The organism is Shimia gijangensis (genome assembly GCF_900142085.1).
In the GTDB taxonomy this organism is placed as follows: domain Bacteria; phylum Pseudomonadota; class Alphaproteobacteria; order Rhodobacterales; family Rhodobacteraceae; genus Shimia; species Shimia gijangensis.
The window spans coordinates 41,082-62,731 of record NZ_FQZQ01000010.1; the positions used below are offsets into that span (position 1 = coordinate 41,082).

26 protein-coding genes are annotated in these 21,650 nt (G+C 56.3%); 8 read left to right on the forward strand and 18 right to left on the reverse strand.

Annotated elements, in window-relative coordinates:
- Positions 1 to 59 precede the first annotated feature (59 nt).
- Genes paaG through BUC32_RS10105 form a run of 4 tightly spaced genes read left to right on the forward strand, consistent with a single transcriptional unit; the run spans position 60 to position 3,201 of the window.
- Positions 60 to 845, forward strand: coding sequence for a 2-(1,2-epoxy-1,2-dihydrophenyl)acetyl-CoA isomerase PaaG (paaG, locus tag BUC32_RS10090; RefSeq protein ID WP_073252193.1), 786 nt, complete (start codon positions 60 to 62; stop codon positions 843 to 845).
- Between the two features lie 2 nt (positions 846 to 847).
- Positions 848 to 1,273, forward strand: coding sequence for a hydroxyphenylacetyl-CoA thioesterase PaaI (gene paaI / locus BUC32_RS10095; protein ID WP_073252195.1), 426 nt, complete (start codon positions 848 to 850; stop codon positions 1,271 to 1,273).
- 17 nt (positions 1,274 to 1,290) lie between these two features.
- Positions 1,291 to 2,601, forward strand: coding sequence for a phenylacetate--CoA ligase PaaK (gene paaK / locus BUC32_RS10100; RefSeq protein ID WP_073252197.1), 1,311 nt, complete (start codon positions 1,291 to 1,293; stop codon positions 2,599 to 2,601).
- 3 nt (positions 2,602 to 2,604) lie between these two features.
- The gene (locus BUC32_RS10105) at positions 2,605 to 3,201 is read left to right on the forward strand and encodes a TetR/AcrR family transcriptional regulator (protein ID WP_073252199.1); all 597 of its coding nucleotides are present in this window, start codon (positions 2,605 to 2,607) and stop codon (positions 3,199 to 3,201) included.
- A 1-nt stretch (position 3,202) separates the two neighbouring features.
- Here BUC32_RS10105 and BUC32_RS10110 read toward each other — a convergent pair whose 3' ends face one another.
- Positions 3,203 to 3,640 (reverse strand): PACE efflux transporter, encoded by a 438-nt coding sequence (locus BUC32_RS10110; protein ID WP_073252201.1) that lies wholly within the window; start codon positions 3,638 to 3,640, stop codon positions 3,203 to 3,205.
- A 79-nt stretch (positions 3,641 to 3,719) separates the two neighbouring features.
- On the opposite strand from BUC32_RS10110, the gene BUC32_RS10115 reads away from it, so the two are divergent.
- The gene (locus BUC32_RS10115; RefSeq protein WP_073252404.1) at positions 3,720 to 4,250 is read left to right on the forward strand and encodes a MarR family winged helix-turn-helix transcriptional regulator; all 531 of its coding nucleotides are present in this window, start codon (positions 3,720 to 3,722) and stop codon (positions 4,248 to 4,250) included.
- A gap of 210 nt (positions 4,251 to 4,460) precedes the next feature.
- Here the strand turns inward: BUC32_RS10115 and BUC32_RS10120 are convergent, their stop codons facing one another.
- The 16 genes from BUC32_RS10120 to hmgA form a co-directional block, all read right to left on the reverse strand.
- Positions 4,461 to 5,084: a glycine zipper domain-containing protein gene (locus BUC32_RS10120; protein ID WP_175556920.1), complete on the reverse strand. Its 624-nt coding sequence runs from the start codon at positions 5,082 to 5,084 to the stop codon at positions 4,461 to 4,463.
- A 404-nt stretch (positions 5,085 to 5,488) separates the two neighbouring features.
- Positions 5,489 to 6,247 carry a Phenylacetic acid catabolic protein gene (locus BUC32_RS10125; RefSeq protein WP_073252205.1) on the reverse strand — a complete coding sequence of 253 codons (759 nt, stop codon included), beginning with the start codon at positions 6,245 to 6,247 and terminating at the stop codon, positions 5,489 to 5,491.
- A gap of 12 nt (positions 6,248 to 6,259) precedes the next feature.
- On the reverse strand, positions 6,260 to 7,336 hold the full coding sequence (locus tag BUC32_RS10130; RefSeq protein WP_073252207.1) for a 2Fe-2S iron-sulfur cluster-binding protein: 1,077 nt from the start codon (positions 7,334 to 7,336) through the stop codon (positions 6,260 to 6,262).
- Positions 7,337 to 7,358: 22 nt separating this feature from the next.
- The gene (paaD, locus tag BUC32_RS10135) at positions 7,359 to 7,820 is read right to left on the reverse strand and encodes a 1,2-phenylacetyl-CoA epoxidase subunit PaaD (protein ID WP_073252208.1); all 462 of its coding nucleotides are present in this window, start codon (positions 7,818 to 7,820) and stop codon (positions 7,359 to 7,361) included.
- Between the two features lie 6 nt (positions 7,821 to 7,826).
- The gene (gene paaC / locus BUC32_RS10140) at positions 7,827 to 8,591 is read right to left on the reverse strand and encodes a 1,2-phenylacetyl-CoA epoxidase subunit PaaC (RefSeq protein WP_073252210.1); all 765 of its coding nucleotides are present in this window, start codon (positions 8,589 to 8,591) and stop codon (positions 7,827 to 7,829) included.
- Positions 8,591 to 8,875, reverse strand: a complete 285-nt coding sequence (gene paaB, locus BUC32_RS10145) for a 1,2-phenylacetyl-CoA epoxidase subunit PaaB (RefSeq protein WP_073252212.1) — start codon at positions 8,873 to 8,875, stop codon at positions 8,591 to 8,593. Before paaB ends, paaC begins: the two co-directional genes overlap by 1 nt.
- Positions 8,876 to 8,898: 23 nt before the next feature.
- The gene (paaA, locus tag BUC32_RS10150) at positions 8,899 to 9,891 is read right to left on the reverse strand and encodes a 1,2-phenylacetyl-CoA epoxidase subunit PaaA (protein ID WP_073252213.1); all 993 of its coding nucleotides are present in this window, start codon (positions 9,889 to 9,891) and stop codon (positions 8,899 to 8,901) included.
- A 16-nt stretch (positions 9,892 to 9,907) separates the two neighbouring features.
- Positions 9,908 to 11,110 (reverse strand): 3-oxoadipyl-CoA thiolase, encoded by a 1,203-nt coding sequence (gene pcaF, locus BUC32_RS10155; protein WP_073252215.1) that lies wholly within the window; start codon positions 11,108 to 11,110, stop codon positions 9,908 to 9,910.
- 255 nt (positions 11,111 to 11,365) lie between these two features.
- The gene (gene maiA, locus BUC32_RS10160; protein WP_073252217.1) at positions 11,366 to 12,004 is read right to left on the reverse strand and encodes a maleylacetoacetate isomerase; all 639 of its coding nucleotides are present in this window, start codon (positions 12,002 to 12,004) and stop codon (positions 11,366 to 11,368) included.
- Between the two features lie 80 nt (positions 12,005 to 12,084).
- A complete protein-coding gene (locus tag BUC32_RS10165; protein ID WP_073252218.1) occupies positions 12,085 to 12,624 on the reverse strand; it encodes a VOC family protein in 540 nt (179 codons plus the stop codon).
- Positions 12,625 to 12,629: 5 nt separating this feature from the next.
- Positions 12,630 to 12,833 (reverse strand): DUF2783 domain-containing protein, encoded by a 204-nt coding sequence (locus tag BUC32_RS10170; RefSeq protein WP_073252220.1) that lies wholly within the window; start codon positions 12,831 to 12,833, stop codon positions 12,630 to 12,632.
- Positions 12,834 to 12,838: 5 nt separating this feature from the next.
- A complete protein-coding gene (locus BUC32_RS10175; protein ID WP_073252222.1) occupies positions 12,839 to 14,449 on the reverse strand; it encodes an FAD-dependent oxidoreductase in 1,611 nt (536 codons plus the stop codon).
- Between the two features lie 153 nt (positions 14,450 to 14,602).
- Positions 14,603 to 15,553: an MBL fold metallo-hydrolase gene (locus BUC32_RS10180; protein ID WP_073252224.1), complete on the reverse strand. Its 951-nt coding sequence runs from the start codon at positions 15,551 to 15,553 to the stop codon at positions 14,603 to 14,605.
- 4 nt (positions 15,554 to 15,557) lie between these two features.
- Positions 15,558 to 16,094: a dihydrofolate reductase family protein gene (locus BUC32_RS10185; RefSeq protein WP_175556921.1), complete on the reverse strand. Its 537-nt coding sequence runs from the start codon at positions 16,092 to 16,094 to the stop codon at positions 15,558 to 15,560.
- Between the two features lie 4 nt (positions 16,095 to 16,098).
- Positions 16,099 to 17,361, reverse strand: a complete 1,263-nt coding sequence (gene fahA / locus BUC32_RS10190; RefSeq protein ID WP_073252228.1) for a fumarylacetoacetase — start codon at positions 17,359 to 17,361, stop codon at positions 16,099 to 16,101.
- Between the two features lie 11 nt (positions 17,362 to 17,372).
- The gene (gene hmgA, locus BUC32_RS10195; RefSeq protein ID WP_073252230.1) at positions 17,373 to 18,734 is read right to left on the reverse strand and encodes a homogentisate 1,2-dioxygenase; all 1,362 of its coding nucleotides are present in this window, start codon (positions 18,732 to 18,734) and stop codon (positions 17,373 to 17,375) included.
- A 79-nt stretch (positions 18,735 to 18,813) separates the two neighbouring features.
- Here hmgA and BUC32_RS10200 point away from each other — a divergent pair, with 79 nt between their 5' ends.
- From BUC32_RS10200 to BUC32_RS10210, 3 genes are all read left to right on the forward strand, one after another.
- Complete coding sequence (locus BUC32_RS10200) at positions 18,814 to 19,251, forward strand: MarR family winged helix-turn-helix transcriptional regulator (protein WP_073252231.1); 438 nt, start codon at positions 18,814 to 18,816, stop codon at positions 19,249 to 19,251.
- A gap of 40 nt (positions 19,252 to 19,291) precedes the next feature.
- The gene (locus BUC32_RS10205) at positions 19,292 to 19,831 is read left to right on the forward strand and encodes a cytochrome b (protein ID WP_073252233.1); all 540 of its coding nucleotides are present in this window, start codon (positions 19,292 to 19,294) and stop codon (positions 19,829 to 19,831) included.
- Positions 19,832 to 19,909: 78 nt separating this feature from the next.
- Complete coding sequence (locus tag BUC32_RS10210) at positions 19,910 to 20,767, forward strand: DMT family transporter (RefSeq protein WP_073252235.1); 858 nt, start codon at positions 19,910 to 19,912, stop codon at positions 20,765 to 20,767.
- Positions 20,768 to 20,778: 11 nt separating this feature from the next.
- Here the strand turns inward: BUC32_RS10210 and BUC32_RS10215 are convergent, their stop codons facing one another.
- A complete protein-coding gene (locus BUC32_RS10215) occupies positions 20,779 to 21,588 on the reverse strand; it encodes a division plane positioning ATPase MipZ (RefSeq protein ID WP_073252237.1) in 810 nt (269 codons plus the stop codon).
- Between the last annotated feature and the right edge of the window lie 62 nt (positions 21,589 to 21,650).

A 21,650-nucleotide genomic window follows, 5' to 3' on the forward strand; every position in this document is an offset into this window, starting at 1 on the left:
TGACCAACCGTTCGGTTTATGCAAGAACAACCTCGTAATTTTCGAACTTTGAGGCCGCTATGAGCGATACGATTCTTGCGCAAGATCACGGAAACTGGGTGGAGATCACCCTGAACCGCCCTGATCGACTGAATTCCTTTAATGACGAGATGCACTACGCATTGCGTGGAGAAATCGAAAAGGCGCGCGACAATGGCGCTCGGGCGATTCTTCTGACCGGGTCTGGTCGCGGCTTTTGCGCCGGTCAGGATCTGGGCGATCGTGACCCTTCCAAAATGGATGGCCCGCCTGATCTAGGTAACACCGTGCGCACGTTTTATGCGCCTCTGGTCAATCTGATCCGGTCTCTGAACTTCCCGGTGATCTGTGCCGTGAACGGCGTCGCCGCCGGGGCAGGGGCGAACCTTGCGCTGGCCTGTGACATGGTGCTGGCGGCTGAGAGCGCCAAGTTCATTCAGTCGTTTTCCAAAGTTGGCCTGATCCCGGATACGGGCGGCAGCTGGCACTTGCCGCGTCTTTTGGGCGAAGCCCGCGCCAAGGGGCTCGCCTTTACCGCCCAACCTTTGAAGGCGCAGCAAGCCGAAGACTGGGGCCTGATCTGGAAAGCTGTGCCAGACGCCGACCTGATGGATGAGGCCCGCAAAATGGCAGATCAATTTGCCAATGGTCCGACCTTGGGTCTGGGCCTGACCAAACAATGCATTCAGGCCGCAGCGGTTGATACGTTGCAAGATCACCTTGAACTGGAAGCGGACGCGATGAAAACCTGTGGCGAAAGTGCCGATTACGCCGAAGGTGTTTCGGCATTCCTCGAAAAACGCGCGCCTGCGTTCAAAGGAAGCTGACCATGACACCAAAGGAACGCGCAGACCGCTCTGCCGCTGCCATGTGGGCCGGTGACCGCGCCAGCCAGACCTTGGGCATGTCGATTGTCGAAATGGACGAAGGCCGCGCCGTGTTGCAAATGACCGTGCAGGAAAGCCACGCCAACGGCCACGCCATCTGCCACGGTGGCATCACCTTTTCCCTGGCCGACAGCGCCTTTGCTTTTGCCTGCAACAGTCGCAATCAGTCGACTGTGGCCCAGCACAATATGATCAGCTATCTCGCCCCCGGCCGGGTTGGCGATGTACTCACCGCCACCGCGTCTGAGGTCAGCCTGACCGGACGCAGCGGCATCTATGACGTGACAGTGACCAAACAGGACGGTACCAAGATTGCAGAGTTTCGGGGCTTTTCCCGCGCAATCAAGGGCCAGCTTTTCGAAGAATAAGTGTCGAGGAGGACGCGATGAAAGACCTTACCCCCAAGAAATCCGATCTTGATCCAATTGAAATTGCCTCGGTCGACGAAATCCGCAGCCTGCAGCTTGAGCGCCTGAAATGGTCGGTGCGCCACGCCTATGACAATGTGCCGATGTACAAGAAACGCTTTGACGACGCTGGCGTGCACCCGGACGATCTGAAAACCCTCAGCGATCTGGCGAAGTTCCCGTTTACTTATAAAAATGACCTGCGCGACAACTATCCGTTTGGCCTGTTTGCGGTTCCGCGCGAAGAGATCATCCGCATTCACGCCTCTTCCGGCACCACTGGCAAGGCGACGGTTGTCGGCTACACCCAAAACGACATCGATGTCTGGGCCGACACCGTCGCGCGGTCTTTGCGGGCCTCTGGCCTTCGCAAAGGCGACATGGTTCACAACGCCTATGGCTATGGCCTGTTCACCGGGGGTCTTGGCGCGCATTACGGCATCGAACGCCTTGGCGCGACCGTTGTTCCAATGAGCGGCGGGCAGACCGAGAAACAGGTTGGCCTGATCACCGACTTCAAACCCGACGGCATCATGGTGACCCCGTCTTATATGCTCAACATCCTCGAAGGCTTCCGCAAAGCCGGGATCGACCCCCGCAGCTGCTCGCTGTCGGTCGGTATCTTTGGGGCCGAGCCATGGACCAACGCCATGCGGCTTGAGGTTGAGGCCGCGTTCGATATGCATGCGGTTGATATCTATGGACTTTCTGAAATCATGGGCCCCGGTGTCGCCAATGAATGTGTGGAAACCAAAGACGGCTTGCACGTCTGGGAAGACCACTATTACCCCGAGATCATCAACCCCGCGACGGGCGAAGTGGTTGAGGATGGCGAAGAAGGCGAGCTGGTCTTCACCACGCTCACCAAAGAAGGCATGCCAATGATCCGCTATCGCACCCGCGACCTGACGACATTGCTGCCGGGCACTGCGCGCTCTATGCGTCGCATGGCCAAGATCACCGGCCGGTCCGATGACATGATTATCCTGCGCGGTGTTAACGTGTTCCCGACCCAGGTCGAAGAACAGGTTATGGCCACAGGCGGTCTGTCACCGCACTTCCAGATCGAACTGTACAAAGCCGGCCGCATGGATGCGATGCGGGTGTTTGTTGAGGTCACGCCTGAAGCTGCCGACAACCTGTCCAAAACCGCCGCCGCGCGGATGTTGACCAAACATATCAAAGACATGATCGGTGTTTCAACCGAGGTCGTTGTCGGTGATCCCGGCGATGTCGCCCGTTCCCAAGGCAAAGCGGTTCGTGTTATCGACAACCGCGACAAGGAGTAAGTTTTGGCCCGCACAATCGCAAAAGACCACGACCAGAAGCGCGACCAGATTCTCAAGAATGCCGCCAAGGTGTTCGCCACAGAAGGTTATGATCGCGCATCCATGTCCATGCTTGCGCGCGAGTGCGGGATCTCCAAGGCCAATATCTACCACTATTACGACAGCAAGGACGCCTTGCTGTTTGATATCTTAGAGACCTATCTGCGCGAATTGCGCGACGCCATCTGTGGCCTCAGCCTTGATGGGCTGGGCCCAGATGACAGGTTGCGGGGCGTGGTGGCGGTGACCCTGCAGGCCTATCAGGGCGCCGATCACGAACATCAGGTTCAGATCGGCTCCATGTCAGCCTTGCCCGAGGATCAGCAGAAGCTGTTGCGCGGCTATCAGCGCGACATGGTGGTCTTTGTGAGTGACATTGTTGCGGCGCTGGATCCGGATACGTTTGCCCCTGATTCCAACAAGTTGCGCTCGGCGACCATGTCCGTATTTGGCATGCTGAACTGGTATTACATGTGGAATTCCGGCGCCGGATCAGACGCCCGCGAAGACTATGCAGAGCTGGTCAGCAATCTGATCCTCGGCGGCGTTAAGACGCTTTAACTCACGGCGCCACTTCGCCCCTGTCGCCGCGTGGCACCGGAAAGACGATGTCGTAGCTCCAGTTAAACACATAGGCGTAGACCAAAAAGAACGCCGAAAATCCCAAATCCAGCAAGAGCGCATCAAGATACGAAATGCTCAGCCACCATGCGGTGACAAAAATTCCGACGATGATCAGGAACGCTTCAAACAACACCGCGTGAACAACGCGAATGCCAGCCCCACGCGGGGCCATGCCGCGATACTTGCGATCCCACAGATCAAACAGCCAGTTAAAGACAAAGTTCCAAGCCATCGCGAGCAGGCTGAACAACACGCCCAATGTCCCGAGGGCGGCCATCGAATGCCCCGTCACCCAAGCGCCCACTGTTGCGACAAAAAACAGTGCGATGGCTTCAAACATCAGCGTATGGCGAATGCGGTCTCTGACGGTGCGCATGGTTTATCTTTCTAGAAAGGTATTCACATTTCTTACAGTTCATGCAACTTTCTGGCAAGCCAAAAGTGAAGGGAAACCGATGACCAGTAAACAGCCTCTGGCAAAAATCTTACAGGATTATCAGCAAAACTGGCCCGACTTTGATCGTCCCGAAACCCGAGTGATGCTGGGGGTGATCCGGCTCAACGATCTGGTGTTTGAAAGCAGCAAAGCCTTGATTGCCGAATTTGGCCTGACCATGGCAGCCTTTGAGGCGCTGATGACATTGCGCGGCCAGCCTGAGCCGTGGCAAATGACCCCCACAGCCCTGTTGCAGGCCATCCTGATCACCTCGGGGGGGTTGACCAAAGTTCTGGGGCAACTTGAACAGGACGGTCTGATTCAACGCATCGACAACCCCGACGATCAACGCAGCCGCTTTGTGCGTCTCACCCCCAAAGGCAAAACCCGCGCCGAGGCGTCGATGCAGGCTTTGGCGACCCATGACAAAGACTTACTGGAACAGGCTTTGAACGAACAACAGATCACTCAGCTGTCGAAAGTATTGATGCGTACCGTGGACAAGCTGGAAAAGCACGAAGAGAGGGGCGAAAAAAGCGGGTCAAATTGACCCAAGCTCGAAAGCCTGAGGATCTGGCCTTGCACTCTTGCAAAGTCACAGCCTGAGGCGCATGGCGTCTGACCGAGAAAATCGCAAGTTTCGGCACAAAGGGCGACTGCCTGTCCCTGTACCTCTGTACGGAAGTGGCCCACAAAAACGGGGCTGGACACCTGATCAGCCCCTAACGCACGCACAAGTTGGCAATCACCTCCCGGCGCCTCACTGCAAATCAACGAAGATTTGCGAGTCGACGCCTGCTTCAAACAGCGCCTTCTTGATCTCATCGATCGCATTTGCATCGGCTGAACTGACGATGACCACATCATTGACGACCAGTGAATACAACGGCGCTTCGGGCTGTGCGCCAGGCTCGAGGTTTGCCAGATATTCCTCTGCAGCCCGTCGAGACATTGGCCCCCATTTACCGTCATAGGCGACGCCAATCGTGTACTGCACGTCCATGATCATTTCTTTACTGACGGACTGGCCATCGTTTAAATTCTGCAAGACCTGTTCAAGCGTTTCCGCATCGGTGACACGATCAGGAATAAACACATTCTTGCAGGTTTCGACGTCTTTGTATTTGGTGACGGTTGTTTTGCTGTTTTCATGGCCGACAACCCCGCCAATGACCGCGCCGACAGCAGCGCCGGCATTATCGTCAGTTACGACTTTTCCGATCACGCCGCCTATGACCGCTCCACCGATAACCTTTTCGGGTTCTCCGCCTTTGACGGTTTCCTGATAGGGTACTGCCGTTGTCTCGCATCTGACTTCGTACGTACCTGCAAATGTCTGAGATGCAATCAGAGCCGCTGCCGCTGCCGTTGCCAAAATTTTCATGGTCTTAATCCTTTGTTCTTCAAGTCGCGGCAATTTAGCCATGGCGTTTTCTGACTGCCGCCATATTCCCTGTTTCGCAAAGCCAACGTATTGCCTTGCTGACCGGTCGCCTGGCTTTAACTTGTGTGTAATCTAGCTTTTCCCGCGAGTGTTATTCAATATCACTGCCACTCAGCTTGCTTTTGAAGGCCGTGTCGAAGGCCATGCGCTCGTATAAGTTTGGAGCGAACTCAGTGCGTACATGACCGGATAAGACGTGCTGCAGAAACAATGGACGCTTTGTCTCGCAAAGCGGCCACTGACAACATGTGCGGTGGGGGACTTCACCCTACTTGTCACGTCTTGCAAAGAAAAACGCCCCCCATTTCTGGAGGGCGCTTTGGCTTTGCAGCTAAGCGATCAGATCAGGCAGCCTTAAGGCCCAACCCATCCAGCACTGATTTGGTTTCTGCTTCCCAGCGGGTTTTCAATTCGGCATTGGTCGACTTGCGCAAACCCATCGCCTTTAGGCTATCCGCTTTGGTCGAATCCGCTGCCCCAAAGGATGCCGCTACGCGCGGCCACCAGTAGTCAACGCTCGCCTGAAGGGCGGCGGTGTCGCCACTTTCGGCCAGTTTGGTCACACCTTCTGCGGCCAACTCCGCGTGGCGCGCTTCGACCGGGGCCACCGCGCGGAACGCTTCGGCCAACGGTTGATAAGACACCATTGAGAACTCGGCCATCTGTACTGCCACAGCGCGACCCATCAACAGGTTCATCACCACCGCATCGCTCCAGCCTTCCAGCGGATAGTTGAACACCGCCAGACGCATGTCGTGCTCGGTGCGTGACGCGCCAATGTCGGCGTCACGTCCCAAACGTGCGGTCCATGGGTGGTGGCTGGCATAGCGATCGCCGTCCACACCAAATTCGCCCATGATCTTCAACACACGGTCGGCATTATCAGTCTTTTCCAGAACAATTTTCGCCGCCGCGATGCGCTCCTTGATGCCGGGGCCTGCGTTGATGACGTCGGCAAAGCCTGCCGCGCCTGCCAGCTCACTGTCCACAAATGTGGTCATCAGCTTCATCAACTCGGCGCGATAGCGTGGCGGCACGTTGGTCGGATTTGTCAGCACGCCGCCCTGGGCGAGATAGCTTTCAATGCTCATATCTTCAGCCATGATCAGGTCTCCTTACTGGTCAAAGTCGACAACAACGTTGTCTGTGACGGGATAGGACTGGCACGACAGGACATAGCCCTTTTCGACCTCGTAATCCTCAAGCGCGTGGTTGGCGACCATATCAACTTCGCCTTCGATCACGCGGCAGCGACAGGTCGAACACACACCCGCCTTACAGGCATAGGGCGCGTCCATTTTGTTGCCAATGGCGGCGTCCAGAATGCTGATGTCCTTGGGTGTTTCAATTGTCTGGGTTGACCCATCCAACGTGATCACCGCAGTCGCCTGATTGGCGGCAGATGCCGCATCGGTCGACACAGCGCGTTTCTTGGCGCGGCCCGGTTGTGACGATGCAAACAGTTCAAACTTGATCTGGCTGTCGTCCAATCCACCTGTGCGCAGGGCGGCTGCAATGCCCAGCATCATTGGTTCGGGGCCACAGATGAACGCGGTGTCGACGGATGTGATGTCGATCCAGCCCGTGGCAAACAGTTGCGCACATTTTTCTTCCGTGACCAGACCTGTGAACAGGTCAATCTCCTGTGCGTCGGTTTCCAGAACATGGATCACATTAAAGCGGCCCATATAGATGTTCTTGAGGTCTTCCAGCTCTTCGCGGAACATGATCGTGTTCACGCCCTTGTTGGCGTAAACCAAGGTGAATGTGCTGTCTGGCTCGGTCGCCAGCGTGGTTTTCAGGATCGACAGAACCGGCGTGATGCCTGACCCACCGGCAAAGCCGAGGTAGTTCTTTTCGTTGCCTGCATCGAGCGCTGTGAAAAAGCCACCCATCGGCGGCATCGCTTGCAGCGTGTCTCCGACGTTCAGGTCTTCATTGGCCCAGGTTGAGAACGCACCGCCGTCGACACGTTTGATGCCAACTTGCAGAATGCCTTCGTCCTTGCCAGCACAGATCGAATAGGACCGGCGCAATTCGTCTCCGTCAAAATCCTGGCGGAAGGTCAGGTATTGGCCTTGGGTAAAGTCAAATTCCTCAGCCGCGCCATTGACGGGCTTGAGGGTCACGACAACGGCGTCGCGAATGGTCTTGTGGATATCGGTAACTTCCAGATCGTGAAAGCGTGCCATAGTGGTTCCTCCCTTAAGCGCGTCAGATGCACTTGAAGTATTCAAAGGGTTCAAGACAGTCCTGGCAGCGCCATTGTGCCTTGCACGGGGTCGAGCCGAACTGGCTCAGTTTTTCTAGGTGGTCGCCACCGCATCGGGGGCAGCGTTTGGGCCCGCCCGCCGCTTGCGGTGGGGCGATCCCGTATTTCTCCAAAGCGTCGCGGGCTTTGTCAGACATCCAGTCAGTGGTCCACGCCGGGCTAAGCTGTTGCTTGAGTTCGATTTTCTCGAGCCCGCAGTCACGCAGCTTGGTCTCAATGTCCATGTTGATCATCGAGGTTGCCGGACAGCCGGAATAGGTGGGCGTGACAGCAACGACGCAAGTGTCGCCCTGCCATTCCACATTCCGGATGATGCCAAGATCGATGAGGCTAATCACCGGGATCTCGGGGTCAGGAATGGTTTCCAGCCATTCCCAGACCTGTTCCACCGAAGGATTGCTCATGGGTCTTTACCACTCACAGCCCGGATAGGCGCGCTGCAACCACTGCATCGAGGTCAGCAAATGCCCCAGATGTTCAGTATGCATATAGCCTGTGCGACCACCCTTGTGGGCATAGGTCGCCGCTGGAATGTCCAGCGTGGCGTCGGTCAACACCTTGCTGATCAGCGCGTCATATTCTTCGCGCAAACTCGCCGGATCAGGGGCAATACCCGCTGCAGCCATGGCCGCATCCGTTTCGTCGCTGGCAAACATCTCGCCCACATATGGCCAGAGATACTCAAGCGCTTCTTGCATGCGGCGGTGGCTTTCCTCGGTGCCATCACCCAGACCCACAACCGTGTCAGCCGAGCGTTCCACATGATAGGCCACTTCTTTGGAAGCCTTGGCAGCAATCGCGGCCACGGTTTCGTCAGACGACTGCATCAAGCGGCCCATCAGAACCGACTGGAACGCATCAAACAGGAACTGGCGCAGCAATGTGCGGCCAAAGTCGCCGTTCGGCAATTCGGTCAGCAGCACATTGCGGAAATCCCAGGCGTCGCGCAGAAAGGCCAGATCGTCGGCGCTCTTGCCTTCGCCCTGCACTTCTGCGGCGTAACCCAGCCACATTTGTGTCTGGCCAATCAGGTCCAGCGCCGTGTTGGCGAGCGCGATATCCTCTTCCAGAATGGGCGAGTGACCGCACCATTCCGATACGCGGTGTCCCAGCACCAGGGTGTTATCCCCCTGACGCAGCAGGAACTGCAACAAGTGTTGTTTATCGACAGACATTACATGCTTCCCACTTCTTCTGGGATGTCAAAGAACGTTGGGTGACGGTAGATCTTTGATTCCGATGGTTCGAACAGTGGGCCTTTGTCGCCCGGTGCGGTTGCCGAAATGTGTTTGGCTTCCACCACCCAGATCGACACGCCTTCGTTGCGGCGGGTGTAAACATCGCGCGCATTTTTGACAGCCATTTCGGCGTCAGGGGCGTGCAGCGAACCGACGTGACGGTGGCTCATGCCATGCTGACCGCGGATGAAGATTTCCCAGAGGGGCCATTCGTTTTTCATAATCTCATTCCTCCTCGAGATTTTTATTCAGCTGCAACTTTGGCAGCGGCTTTTTTCTGTGCGTGGGCCATCAGACCATCGCGCACCCATTCACCATCGTCCCAAGCCGCGACGCGGTCTTTCAGACGATCAACGTTGCAAGGGCCATTGCCCTTGATGACGTCAAAGAATTCTGACCAATCGGGATCCGAGAAATCATAGTGGCCACGCTCTTCGTTCCACTTGATGCCTGCGTCTGGCAGATCGAGACCCAGATATTCAATTTGAGGCACGGTCTGGTCGACAAATTGCTGACGCAACTCGTCGTTCGATTTGACTTTGATCTTCCAGGCCATCGACTGATCCGAGTTGGTCGAATCCGCGTCCGTGGGGCCAAACATCATGATTGCAGGGAACCACAAACGATCCACAGCGCTTTGCGCCTGACGTTTCTGTTCGGGCGTGCCAAAGGCCATGTTCATGATCGCGTGATACCCCTGTCGGGCGTGAAAGCTTTCTTCTTTACAGATGCGGATCATCGCGCGGCTGTAGGGGCCGTAAGATGTCCGTTGCAGGGCGACCTGGTTCACAATGGCCGCGCCATCCACCAGCCACCCAACGGCACCAATATCGGCCCAGTTCAGTGTGGGGTAGTTAAAGATCGACGAGTATTTCATCCGCCCTTCGTGCAGCAAACGCACCAACTCGTCGCGGCTCTCGCCCAGCGTTTCGGCGGCGGAATAGAGATACAGACCGTGGCCTGCCTCGTCCTGCACTTTGGCCAGCAGGATCGCTTTGCGCTCAAGCGTGGGCGCACGGGTGATCCAGTTGCCCTCTGGCAGTTGGCCGACGACCTCAGAGTGCGCATGCTGACCCATTTGGCGGATCAGCGTGCGGCGATAATCATCCGGCATCCAATCCCGAGGTTCGATCTTGATGTCATTGTCGATTTTGTCCTGAAACTCACGTTCCTGTTCCGACATCTCTTCACGAGATTTGATGCCAGAGCGGGCCGTTTTGATGAGCTGTGCATACATTAGCAGGTCTCCTCCCTTAAACGCGTTCGATAATGATGGCGGCACCCTGGCCGACACCGACGCACATGGTGCACAGCGCATAGCGCCCACCGGTGCGTTGCAATTGATAAGCGGCCGTCAGCACCAGCCGCGCGCCGGACATGCCCAGCGGGTGACCGATGGCAATCGCGCCACCATTAGGATTTACATGGGGTGCGTTGTCCGCAACGCCAAGCTCGCGCAAGGTCGCCAGACCCTGAGACGCAAACGCTTCGTTCAGTTCTATCACATCCATCTGATCGATGCTGAGACCGGCGCGCGCCAGAACCTTGCGGCTGGCTGGCACCGGGCCGATGCCCATAATGCGCGGCTCCACGCCCGCTGTCGACATGCCAACAATCCGCGCCATTGGTTTCAGACCGTTTTTGGCAGCCGCGGCCTCGTTGGCCAGCAAGATCGCCGCGGCACCGTCATTCACGCCAGACGCGTTGCCTGCCGTCACGGTCTTGTCAGCGCCGTTTACGCCCTTCAAACCAGATAGCTTTTCAGCCGAAGTGCCGGGGCGGGGATGTTCATCTGTATCCACAATCACAGGATCACCCTTACGCTGTGCAACAGAAACAGGCGTGATCTCATCCTTAAAGACACCCGCCTCATGCGCAGCCGCCCAACGGGCTTGGCTGGTGGCGGCAAAGGCGTCCTGATCGGCACGATTGATGTTGTAATCCTCGGCGACATTGTCAGCCGTCTGCGGCATCGAATCCGTGCCGTACATCTCGTGCATCTTTTTGTTGGTAAAGCGCCAGCCGATGGTGGTGTCATAGACCGCATTCGCGCGGGTAAAGGCGCTGGTGGCTTTGGGCATCACAAACGGCGCGCGGCTCATGCTTTCGACACCGCCCGCGATGGCCATGTCATAGTCACCCGCCTTGATCCCGCGTGACGCCATGCCGACAGCATCCATACCGCTGGCGCACAGTCGGTTTACGGTTGTGCCCGGAACGTCCACTGGCAGACCGGCGAGCAACGCTGCCATACGTGCGACGTTACGATTGCTTTCGCCTGCTTGGTTGGCGTCGCCGTAGATCACATCATCAATGCTGGCCCAATCCACCTGCGGATTACGCTCGATCAGGGCCGCAATAGGAAGCGCGGCGAGGTCGTCAGTTCGGATCGAAGAAAGCGCGCCGCCGTATCGCCCAATCGGGGTCCGGGTTGCGTCGCAGATGAATGCATCCATGGGTGTCTGCCTTTGGTTAGTATCCTGTTCATCGGCAAAATTAGCCGACCGCATGGTCGGGATAGGGTGGATTGCGATTCGTTGCAAGAAAAATGTTACACAAATTCACTAAATCTGAAAAACTGGTAACTCAATGGCGTAAAAAATCACTTTTGGGGTTTTGTGCAAACCGGAGAGTCTGCCAAAAAAATTTGTACAAAACGGACAAACCGCACCCTTGGCGCAGTTCATTACAATTTGAAACAAACTTGATGTTTAGGCCGGTTTGACGGCGTCCGGATAGGCTGCGGCAAAGGCCGGATGTTCACCACAAGCGGCCTCGACTTTCTGAATGCGCGGGCAATCCGAGAAATCCACACCCCAGCGATGGGCATTATACAGTTGCGGCATCAAACAGACATCTGCCAGCGACGGTGTATCCCCGCAGCAGAACGGCGTTTGCTCAAATTCCGCCAACAGAGTTTCAAAAGCCCGCAGCCCGGTTGGGATGAAATGCTTCATCCAGTCGACCTTGGCCTCGGGGACCTCAGGCAACAGCCGCGAGACATGGCCAACGACGCCCAGATTGCACACCGGATGCACGTCTACGGCGACAGAATGGGCCAGCGCTTTGACTTTGGTGGCCTCGGCGGGATCCTTGGGAGAAAGGCCTAATCCTCTGGTTTCATTCAGGTAATCCAGAATGGCCAGAGATTGCGTAAAGCTGTGGCCGTCGATTTCAAGAACCGGTACCAACCCTTGCGGATTGCGCGCCAGATGCTCTGCCGACCTGTGATCACCTTTGACAAGATCCACCGAAATGGCCTGATATTCGATCCCGGCAAGGTTCATCGCGATGCGCAAACGATAGCTCGCCGACGAGCGCCAATAGTCATAAAGGATCGTGTCAGTCATCAGCTTACCCTGCCTTACAAAACAACCGGCCCCGAAAGGCCGGTTGCTTGATCTTATCGCAATTTAGTTGCGAAGTTAACTTATTTCTTCAACTCTTTGGCGTGCAGCCAATCAGCGTGCTTGGGGGCTTTCTTGGTCTGTGACCATTCTTCCAGCATGTCCCACTTAACCGAGTCCATGCGCTTCAACATGGCTTCTTCCTCGGGGTCCGGACAGGCCAGTTCCACGCGGTGACCATTGGGATCAAAGAAGTAAATCGAGTGGAAGATCGAGTGGTCTGTGACACCAAGAACGTCAACGCCATTGGCAACCAGATGATCACGGAATTCGATCAGTGTGTCGCGATCTTTTACTTTGAAAGCAATATGTTGCACCCAGATTGGGGTGTTTGGATCACGACCCATTTCAGCTTTTGTAGGCAGTTCAAAGAACGCCAGAACGTTGCCGTTACCCGCATCCATAAAGATATGCATGTAGGGATCCGGCTCGTGGGTTGAAGGCACGTGATCTTCTGCGATGGCCAGAACAAAGTCCATGTTCAGCATCTTGTTGTACCATTCAACGGTCTCTTTGGCGTCTTTACAGCGATAAGCGACGTGGTGAATTTGTTCGATTTTCATGGGTCTTACTCCTCGGATTTCAACGCGGCAGCTGCCAGCGCCTGAGACAGGATCACGCGATCCCCAATGTGATTTGCCAACACCAGAACAAGGCGCGCGTTTAGCGCGTCACTGTCGGCTTTGGACAGACCTTCGTGGGCGGTCAGCAGTTCAGCGTAGAAATCATCTGCGCCAGCGATGTTTGGGGTCAGGGTTAGTTGATCAGACATCTGGATCACTCCTTACCAATGGCGCGGCGGATCGCTGCGCGGATGAGATTGTCGTCATAGCTCGGGCGACGTGCCGCCACGTGCTGGTCAGGACGGATCAGATAAACACCGGCTTCGGCGCCCCCAAGGAACCGCTCTTTCAGCATTTGCGACGGATCGTTTTTGGTCGACAAAGCCAACCGGGTCACGGTGATGCCGCTCTCCTCGATTTCGTCAGGCGCATCTGCATCGATGGTCAGCAACGTGAACTTGTCACCCAGCTTGGGCAGCAAGAAATCGTCACCAAGAGGCACGTCCGGACAAGGCGATCCGGGCCGTGTACGCGCCGGCCCATCCAATGCATCAGCCGAGTTCAGTGGAGAGCCATCATAGGTGCAAGGTACTGACAAACGGCCAGAATTCACCAAAGGACGGGCAAATGCATGTACTTCGCTAAGGTCCAGAACCGCATCGCGCAGCACCCGGCTCATCTCGGATTTTGGCGTGATGAAGTCGGTCGAGCGCGACGAGTTCATGATGTTCTCATCCGCGCCGTGGATACGTTCGTAGTCATAGCTGTCCAACAGCGATTCCGGCGCTGTGCCATCCATGATCAGTTTCAGTTTCCAGCACAGGTTGTCGGTATCTTGCAGACCCGAGTTTGCCCCACGTGCACCAAACGGAGAGACCTGGTGGGCTGCGTCGCCGGCAAAGATCACGCGGCCTTGGCGGAAGGTTTCCATGCGGCGGCATTGGAAGGTGTAGATCGAAACCCATTCCAGTTCGAACTGAACATCGTCGCCCAGCATCGCCTTGAGGCGCGGGATGACATTTTCGGGTTTCTTTTCTTCTTCTTTGTCGATGTCCCAACCCAGTTGCAGGTCGATGCGCCAAACGCCGTCGGGCTGTTTGTGCAGCAATGCCGACTGGCCTTTGTTAAAGGGCGGATCGAACCAGAACCAACGTTCGGTTGGGAATTCTGCGTCCATGATCACATCAGCAATCAGGAAGTTGTCCTCAAAGATACGACCAACAAAGTCGAGCCCCATCATCGCGCGGATCGGCGAGGTCGCGCCATCACAGGCTACCAGCCAGTCGGCTTCCAGCGTGTATTGGCCTTCAGGCGTGTCGACCAGAACGCTGGCATGATCACCGTGCTCTTCGACCTTCAGAACCTTGTTGCGACCGCGGATTTCGATTGGCGCGCCTTCAGCTTGCAACTCGCGGACACGGTTCACCATGTACTCTTCGAAATAGTATTGCTGCAGGTTGATAAAGGCGGGGAATTCGTGGCCGCCCTCGGGCAGCAGATCGAACTGATAAACCTGACGTTCGTCAAAGAATACCTTGCCGATGTTCCATTCAACGCCCTTATCGACCATGGGTTTGCCACAGCCCAGACGATCCAGAATTTCCAACGGGCGCTTGGCGTAGCACACGGCGCGGCTGCCAAAGCTGACTTTGTCGTTGTCGTCAAGAATGACAACTTCGATGCCCTGCTGGGCAAAGTCGATGGCGGCCCCAAGGCCAATCGGGCCAGCGCCCACCACGACCACCTTGCGGCGGACGGGTGTGTCGGCGTCCTGATCCGGGCTACGCTCGTAAGCATATAGCGGGATTTCGAAAATTTTGTTCATTGGGTCTCCTCCCGAATGAAAAGTTTTTTGCGCGTATCTTTCCTGTCCGCGCGCCGAACAAGGGCGGTGCGCGGGTGTCTTCTTGCGGGTGCCTCCGGCGGGCGTATTTGGGAACGATGAAGCTTCCCTAGCCCCCGCCGACGGGAGTGGTGTTTAGCCCTGCAAAGCCGCCCACATGTCCAGATCGCGTTGCGCGGTCCAGATGCGGGGGGTGTCGATGCCACGCGCTTCGTCATAGGCGCGGGCAACGTTGAACGGCAGGCAGTGTTCGTAGATGGCGTAATCTTTGAACTTAGGATCACAGCTTTCGCGGACGGCGTCCCATGCTTCTTTCAAAGACCCACCGCGCGCGGCCACTTTGGCGGCGGGCAGATAGGTGCTTTCCACGAAATCGCGGGTGCTTTCGATGGCGCGTTCCACGGCGTCTTTACCAACCAGTGCGCCGCCACGTCCGGGCGCGATGGCGTCGACGTCAAAGGCGGCGATGTTGTCGAGCGTGTTACCCCAGTCACCAAAGTGGCCGTCGCCACAATAGCAGGCCGAGTGGTCTTCGACGATGTCACCGGTGAACATGACGTTCTGGTCCGGCACGTGGATGACGATGTCACCGGCAGTGTGGGCGCGGCCCAGATGCATCAGGTCAACGCGACGGTTGCCCAGATAGACTGTCATGTCGTCGCTGAAGGTGGTGGTGGGCCAAGTCAGGCCGGGGATCGACTCATGGCCTTCGAACAGACGTGGGAAGCGTTGGAATTCACTGTCCCAGTCTTCCTGACCGCGCTCCACAACCATCGAGCGCGCAGTATCGCCCATGATGATCTGGCTGGCGCCAAAGGCCGAGGCCCCCAGCACGCGCACGGCGTGATAGTGGGTCAGAACCACGTGGCTGATCGGCTTGTCGGTGACTGTGCGAACACATTCGATGACTTTGTTGGCCAGCCGTGGTGTGGCTTGCGCCTCGATGATCATTACACTGTCGTCGCCAATGATGACGCCCGAGTTCGGGTCGCCCTCGGCGGTAAAGGCATAGAGACCTTCGCCGATTTCGTCGAACGTGATTTTCTTTTCAGACATGTCCCCTTGGGACGCAAATGCTTTTGCCATGTGTTTATTCCTTGATCGCGTAGTCGAGTTTCATAATGCCGCCAGGCATTTCTGTACTGGCGGTGAGAGAGAGGTTGTGTTGTTTGCCGGGGGCGAAGCAAGGCAGCCCGTCACCAAGCAATGTGGGCATGACAAACACTTGCAGGTTGTCGAACATACCGTTGTCCAGCGCCGCGCGTTGGGTTTCGCCGCCACCCATGATCCAGATGTGGCGATGCCCGTTTGCCTCAATCGCTGTGCGAAGGGCGGTGATGTCACCGGCAGCAGTCACGTTGTCGCCGGTAAAATCCATTTGACGAGTCAGCACATAGCCCGCGCGGGCCTCATAGGGCCAACCCCACCCCATAACCTGTTCGTAAGTGGCCCGCCCCATGACAAGTGCATCGATCGGGCCGATGAAATCGCCATAGCCGCCGTCATCGCCAGCCTCACCAAGGGCGGCATTGAACGGATCAAGCCATTCAACGCTGCCATTGGCATCGGCAATGAACCCATCAAGGCTCATGGCGATATAGCCGGCATATGTGGGGCGGGTGCTCAATGCCTTAACCTTTTGCCGGCCATGCCACGGAGGGCAGAATTTTGCCCACGCAGTCGCCAAAGCCGATGGTGAAGCCATCGCCACGAGCATTGCCGCGCAGTGTGAGCGTGTCGCCGTCTTCGATGAAGCCGCGGGTCTCGCCTGTATCAAGCGTGAAAGGCTCGCGCCCGGCCCAGCTCATTTCCATGAGTGAGCCGAATTCGGTCTTGGTTGGCCCCGAGATCGTGCCCGATCCCAACAGATCGCCGACATTCATGGCACAGCCACCAATGGCGTGATGGCAAAGTTGCTCAGCTGCCGAATAATACATACGGCTGTAGTTGGTCTCGCCAATAACGCTGGCTTTTTCGGCCCCTTCGGGCTGCATCAGAACCTGAAGTTCAATGTCATAAAGACCATCTTTGGAGCCATCGAGGTAGGGCAGCAATTCCTTTTCGCGCTCAGGTGTGGGCGCACGGAACGCTTCCAACGCGGCAGCTGTGACGATCCACGGGCTGATCGAGGTGCCAAAGGCTTTGCCTTGGAACGGACCCAGCGGCTGATACTCCCAGCCTTGAATGTCGCGTGCGGACCAGTCGTTCAGCAAAACGTAGCCAAAGATCATGTCATCCGCCTGATCCACCGTGATGGGTTGGCCAAACTCGGACGGCGTGCCGACGATGGCACCCATTTCCAATTCGATGTCCAAACGCATAGACGGGCCAAACGACGGCATGTCTGCGTCTGGCGCTTTGCGCTGGCCGTTGGGGCGGTGAATGTCGGTGCCCGAGATCACAACCGAAGACGCACGGCCATTGTAACCGATTGGAATGTGCAGCCAGTTGGCTGGCAGATCAGGCGAGCCACGCAGGATCGCACCCATGTTTTTGGCGTGCTGCATGCCGGCGTAGAAATCGGTGTATTCGCTGACAACAATTGGCATGTGCAATTCAGCATCGGCCATCGGCACCAGCAGAGGCTCAACTTTGTCCTGATCGGCGCTGCCTTCGGCGAGCATTTCGTTCAGACGGGCACGCAGTTCATTCCAGGCGTCGCTGCCCAGATCCATAAACTCGTTCCAGTAAGGCGCGTCGAAGACTTCGATGTCAGACACTTTGACCAGACCGGCCTCTTCGGCGGCGGCCATGTCGAGGATCATGTCGCCAATGGCTACACCACAGCGCTCTTCTGTGCCGTCGGTCGAGAACACGCCATACGGCAGGTTGTTCAGGGGGAAAGGGTGGTTGGCATCATTGGCCGAAGCCACCCAAGATTTCATCAAAGACATATTTGTTTTCCTTACTTCTTGCCCGGAGTGCCATCGAATTTCTTTTCGATGTCCGACCAACAATCAATGTAATCATCCTGTAGCGGTGCTTCATCTGCGGCAAATGCGGTCAGATGCTGCGGAAAGCGGGTTTCGAACATGAAGGACATGGTGTTGTCCAACTTATCCGGGCCCAGATTGGCGTTCGACGCACCTTCAAAGGCGTTCTTGTCAGGACCATGTGGCAGCATCATGTTGTGCAGGGACAGGCCGCCGGGGATGAACCCTTTGGGTTTGGCGTCGTACTGACCATAGATGTTGCCCATCAGCTCGGACATGATGTTCTTATGATACCACGGTGGGCGGAATGTGTCTTCGGCGACCATCCAACGTTCGCGAAACAGCACGAAATCGATGTTGGCCGTACCCGGCTGGCCCGAAGGCGCGGTCAGCACAGTAAAGATCGAGGGATCCGGGTGGTCAAACAGGATCGCGCCGACCGGGCAATAGGTGCGCAGGTCGTACTTCACGGGTGCATAGTTGCCGTGCCACGCCACCACGTCCAGCGGCGACTGGCCGATTTCTGTTTTGTGGAACTGGCCGCACCATTTGACGGTCACGGTCGAGGGCACTTCGCGGTCTTCATAGGCCGCCACGGGCGCTTTGAAGTCGCGCGGGTTGGCCATGCAGTTGGCCCCAATCGGCCCACGGCCAGGCAATTCAAACTTCTGACCATAGTTTTCGCAGACAAAGCCGCGCGCAGGTCCTTCCAGAACCTCAACGCGATACAGCAGCCCACGCGGGATAATGGCGATTTCTTTTGGCTCTAAGTCAATGATTCCCAGCTCGGTCGAAAAGCGCAGAACGCCCTCTTGCGGAACTACCAGCAGTTCGGAATCAGCTGAGAAGAAATAGTCATCCTCCATCGACTCGTTGACCAGATAGATATGTGTGGCCATGCCCACTTGGGTGTTTACATCCCCTGCTGTGGTCATGGTGTACATGCCATTGATCCAATTCAGCGCCTCATCCGAATGGGGCACCGGATCCCAACGATACTGACCAAGACTGGTCACATCAGGGTCAACATTCGGTGCCGATTTCCAATGTGGCACGTCGATCTTTTCGTAACGATGCGAGTGCTTCACCGACGGGCGGATGCGATAGCACCATGTGCGTTCGTTCTGGTGGCTGGGGGCAGTAAACGCCGTGCCCGAAAGCTGCTCGCCGTAAAGGCCATAGTTGCATTTCTGGGGAGAGTTCATGCCTTGGGGCAGGGCGCCCGGCAGAACCTCGGATTCATAGTCATTGCCAAAACCGGGCATATAGCCTTCATGCGGGCCTGTCATAGAGGGGGCCATTTGCATGCGGGTCGGAACAGTATGTTTGGTCATTTTCGCGCGCTCCTGTTGAGAAACTAGTTGCTTTATTAATAGTTCTTTTTGTAACTAACAAGCAAAGGAGCGTAAAAACATGATAAAAAATGATGACTTCGATCTGCAGACATTTCTGCCATATTTGCTGAATCAGGCGGCTGAGGAAAGCAGTCTGTCTTTCACGCAACTCTATAAAAACAAATACGGAATGCTGAGAACCGAGTGGCGGGTTTTGTTCCATCTTGGGGCCTTTGGGCAGATGACGGCCACAGATATTGTGATCAGAGCGAAGATTCACAAAACCAAAACTTCACGGGCGGTGAACAAGTTGGTTGAGAAACGATTCGTCGTGCGAGAGCGCTCAGAGGACGACCGCCGCCAAGAGTTTCTGACACTCACCTCCGCAGGCGAAACGGCCTATCTGGACCTGCGCGGAGTTGCAGAATCCTACGACGCTGAAATGTCGCGCAAATTTACCGACGGAGAAGTGCGTCTGTTACGTATGATGCTCAAAAGGCTCGCTGGAATAGATTGAATTCGGCGCCTCTCGATTGCATCAACTAAGGAGATTTTTCATGACGGCAGGCAAAAATTGGAGCGTGATTTCGCGCTTAAATCACTGGATCTTTGGCCTTGCCATGATCGCAATGCTGGCCTTTGGCATTTACCTGCATGAATTTGTGCCTCGCGGTCCAGACAAGGGCTTGCTGATTGGATATCACAAGGCCGCAGGTGTTCTGGTCCTGATCTTCGGTTTGTGGCGGGTTGGGTATCGGTTGTTCAATGGGTTCCTTGAAGATGCATCACCAATGCCAAAATGGCAGTCGGTTTCTGCAAAGGTGGTGCATTGGGTGCTGCTGATCAGCGTGATTGCGATGCCTCTCAGCGGGCTCATTGGGTCGTATTTTGGGGGCCACGATATTGATGTCTTTGGTCTGTTCACTGTCTATGGTGCGATGGAGCCCAGCAAGGCGACAGGCAACATCTTTATGGGGATGCACGGCGCATTTGCCAAACTGACCATCCTGTCGTTGGTGTTGCATGTCGCCGGAGCCTACAAGCATCACCTGATTGACAAGGACGATACGTTGAAACGTATGGTGGGGCGCTCCTGAGCATCCCACTCTTTACTTGTGGAATAGGAAAGGCGACTGATGAATTAGTCGCCTTTTTCTATTTTGGACATCCGCTTCATGAACATTCAGGCCAAAGGGCTTTTGATCACGACGCTCGGTGTCCTTTGTGTGGTACCGGATTCTCTGTTTGTGCGTCTTCTGGACACTGACCCGTTGGTGGCCGCGTTTTGGCGTAATGGCATTTCGGGGCTTCTGATCCTTTTGGGTATTCTGGCGTTTCAGGGGACCAAACCGTTCCGCGAGGTAGCATCAACCGGGCACCACGGAGCCATTTTTATCATTGCTCAGGGAGTTAGCGGTGTTCTGTTCGTGGTCGCCGTCAACCTGACCAGTGTCGCCAACGTTGTCTTTATTATCGCATCGATGCCGATGTTTGCGGCTTTGTTCAGCCGCATCTTTTTGGGTGAGCGTCTCAGTCCCAGAATGCTGATCACCATGGCTGTTGTGGTGCCGGGGCTGGGGGTTATCGCCTATGGGTCTGGCGAAACCGAGAATGCGCACTGGCACGGCGATCTGGTGGCGGTTTGTGTGGCAGCGACGTTTGCCGGTGGGCTGACGGCGGCACGCAAAGTGCGGCATGTCTCGATGGTGCCGGGGGTATCGGTGGCTTATCTGGGCTCTGCGATTCTTATTCTGCCCTTTATCAACCCTTTCGGCCTTGAGGGCTGGCAGTTCTGGCTTTTGCCAGTTTATGGCGCATTGATCGTCGGGAGTGCCTCAGGTCTTGCCTTGGGACCCCGCTACATCACCTCGGCCGAGGTCGCCTTGCTGATCCTTTTGGAGTCGGTGTTCGCCCCCATTCTTGTCTGGGTGGTTTTGGGCGAAAATCCGGGCGTGTGGGCGCTGATTGGGGGCGGCGTTGTGATCGGAGCTTTGGCTGTGTCCAACTTGGTGGTGCTGATGCGACGTCGATAGATGCGCCTGCCTTAAAAGCTGATCTCGACACCCGGCAATTTCAGCGCTTTCATCAGGTCACGCAGTTCCTGACGGGCCGCGACGTTCGAGATGTTCAATTGCTTCACGCCAATATCGCGCAGATCCAAAAGCGTCAGGCCGCGCGGGAACAATTCACGGAAAATGACTCGCTCGTTAAAACCGGGCGCCACGCGAAACCCAATGCGCCGCGCCAGATTGTCCAGCGCCTTGCCCATCTTTTCCTTGTTGACCATCTGCTGGGCGCCCATGCGATTGCGCAAGACCACCCAGTCAATCGGTTTCAAACCGGCTTGCGCGCGCAACTGCCGCGCGTTCCAGACCATTTCGGAATAGACCGACGGCCCAAGGATTTTTTCACCCATCGGATCGGTGTGGGCCAAAAGGTCAAAATCCACAAAGCTGTCGTTCAGTGGCGTGACCAACGTGTCGGCCAATGAGTGCGCCACCTGACTCAGCCGGGTGTGTGACCCCGGACAGTCGATCAGAATGAAATCGCAGTCTGGTTCCAGCGTGGCGACGGCCGCCGAAAGCCGGTGGTCATAGATGTTTTCGCCGGGTTTCAGAGAGGCCGGGTCAATCTCGGGGAGATCGTGGTAATCCGGGCTGGGCAGATCAAGGCCGTTTTCATGCAGAAACGCTTTGCGGTTTTCGACATAGCGACCAAACGTCTTTTGGCGCAGATCCAGATCCAACGCGCTGACTTTGTGGCCCAACCGGGCAAGTGCTGTGGCGATATGCATGGACATGGTGGATTTGCCCGCTCCGCCCTTTTCGTTGCCTACGACAATGATATGCGCCATCTGTCTGTCTCCGCTCGCCGATTTGGCCTGCCACCCACGCTCTATGGCGCGATAAGGCTGTT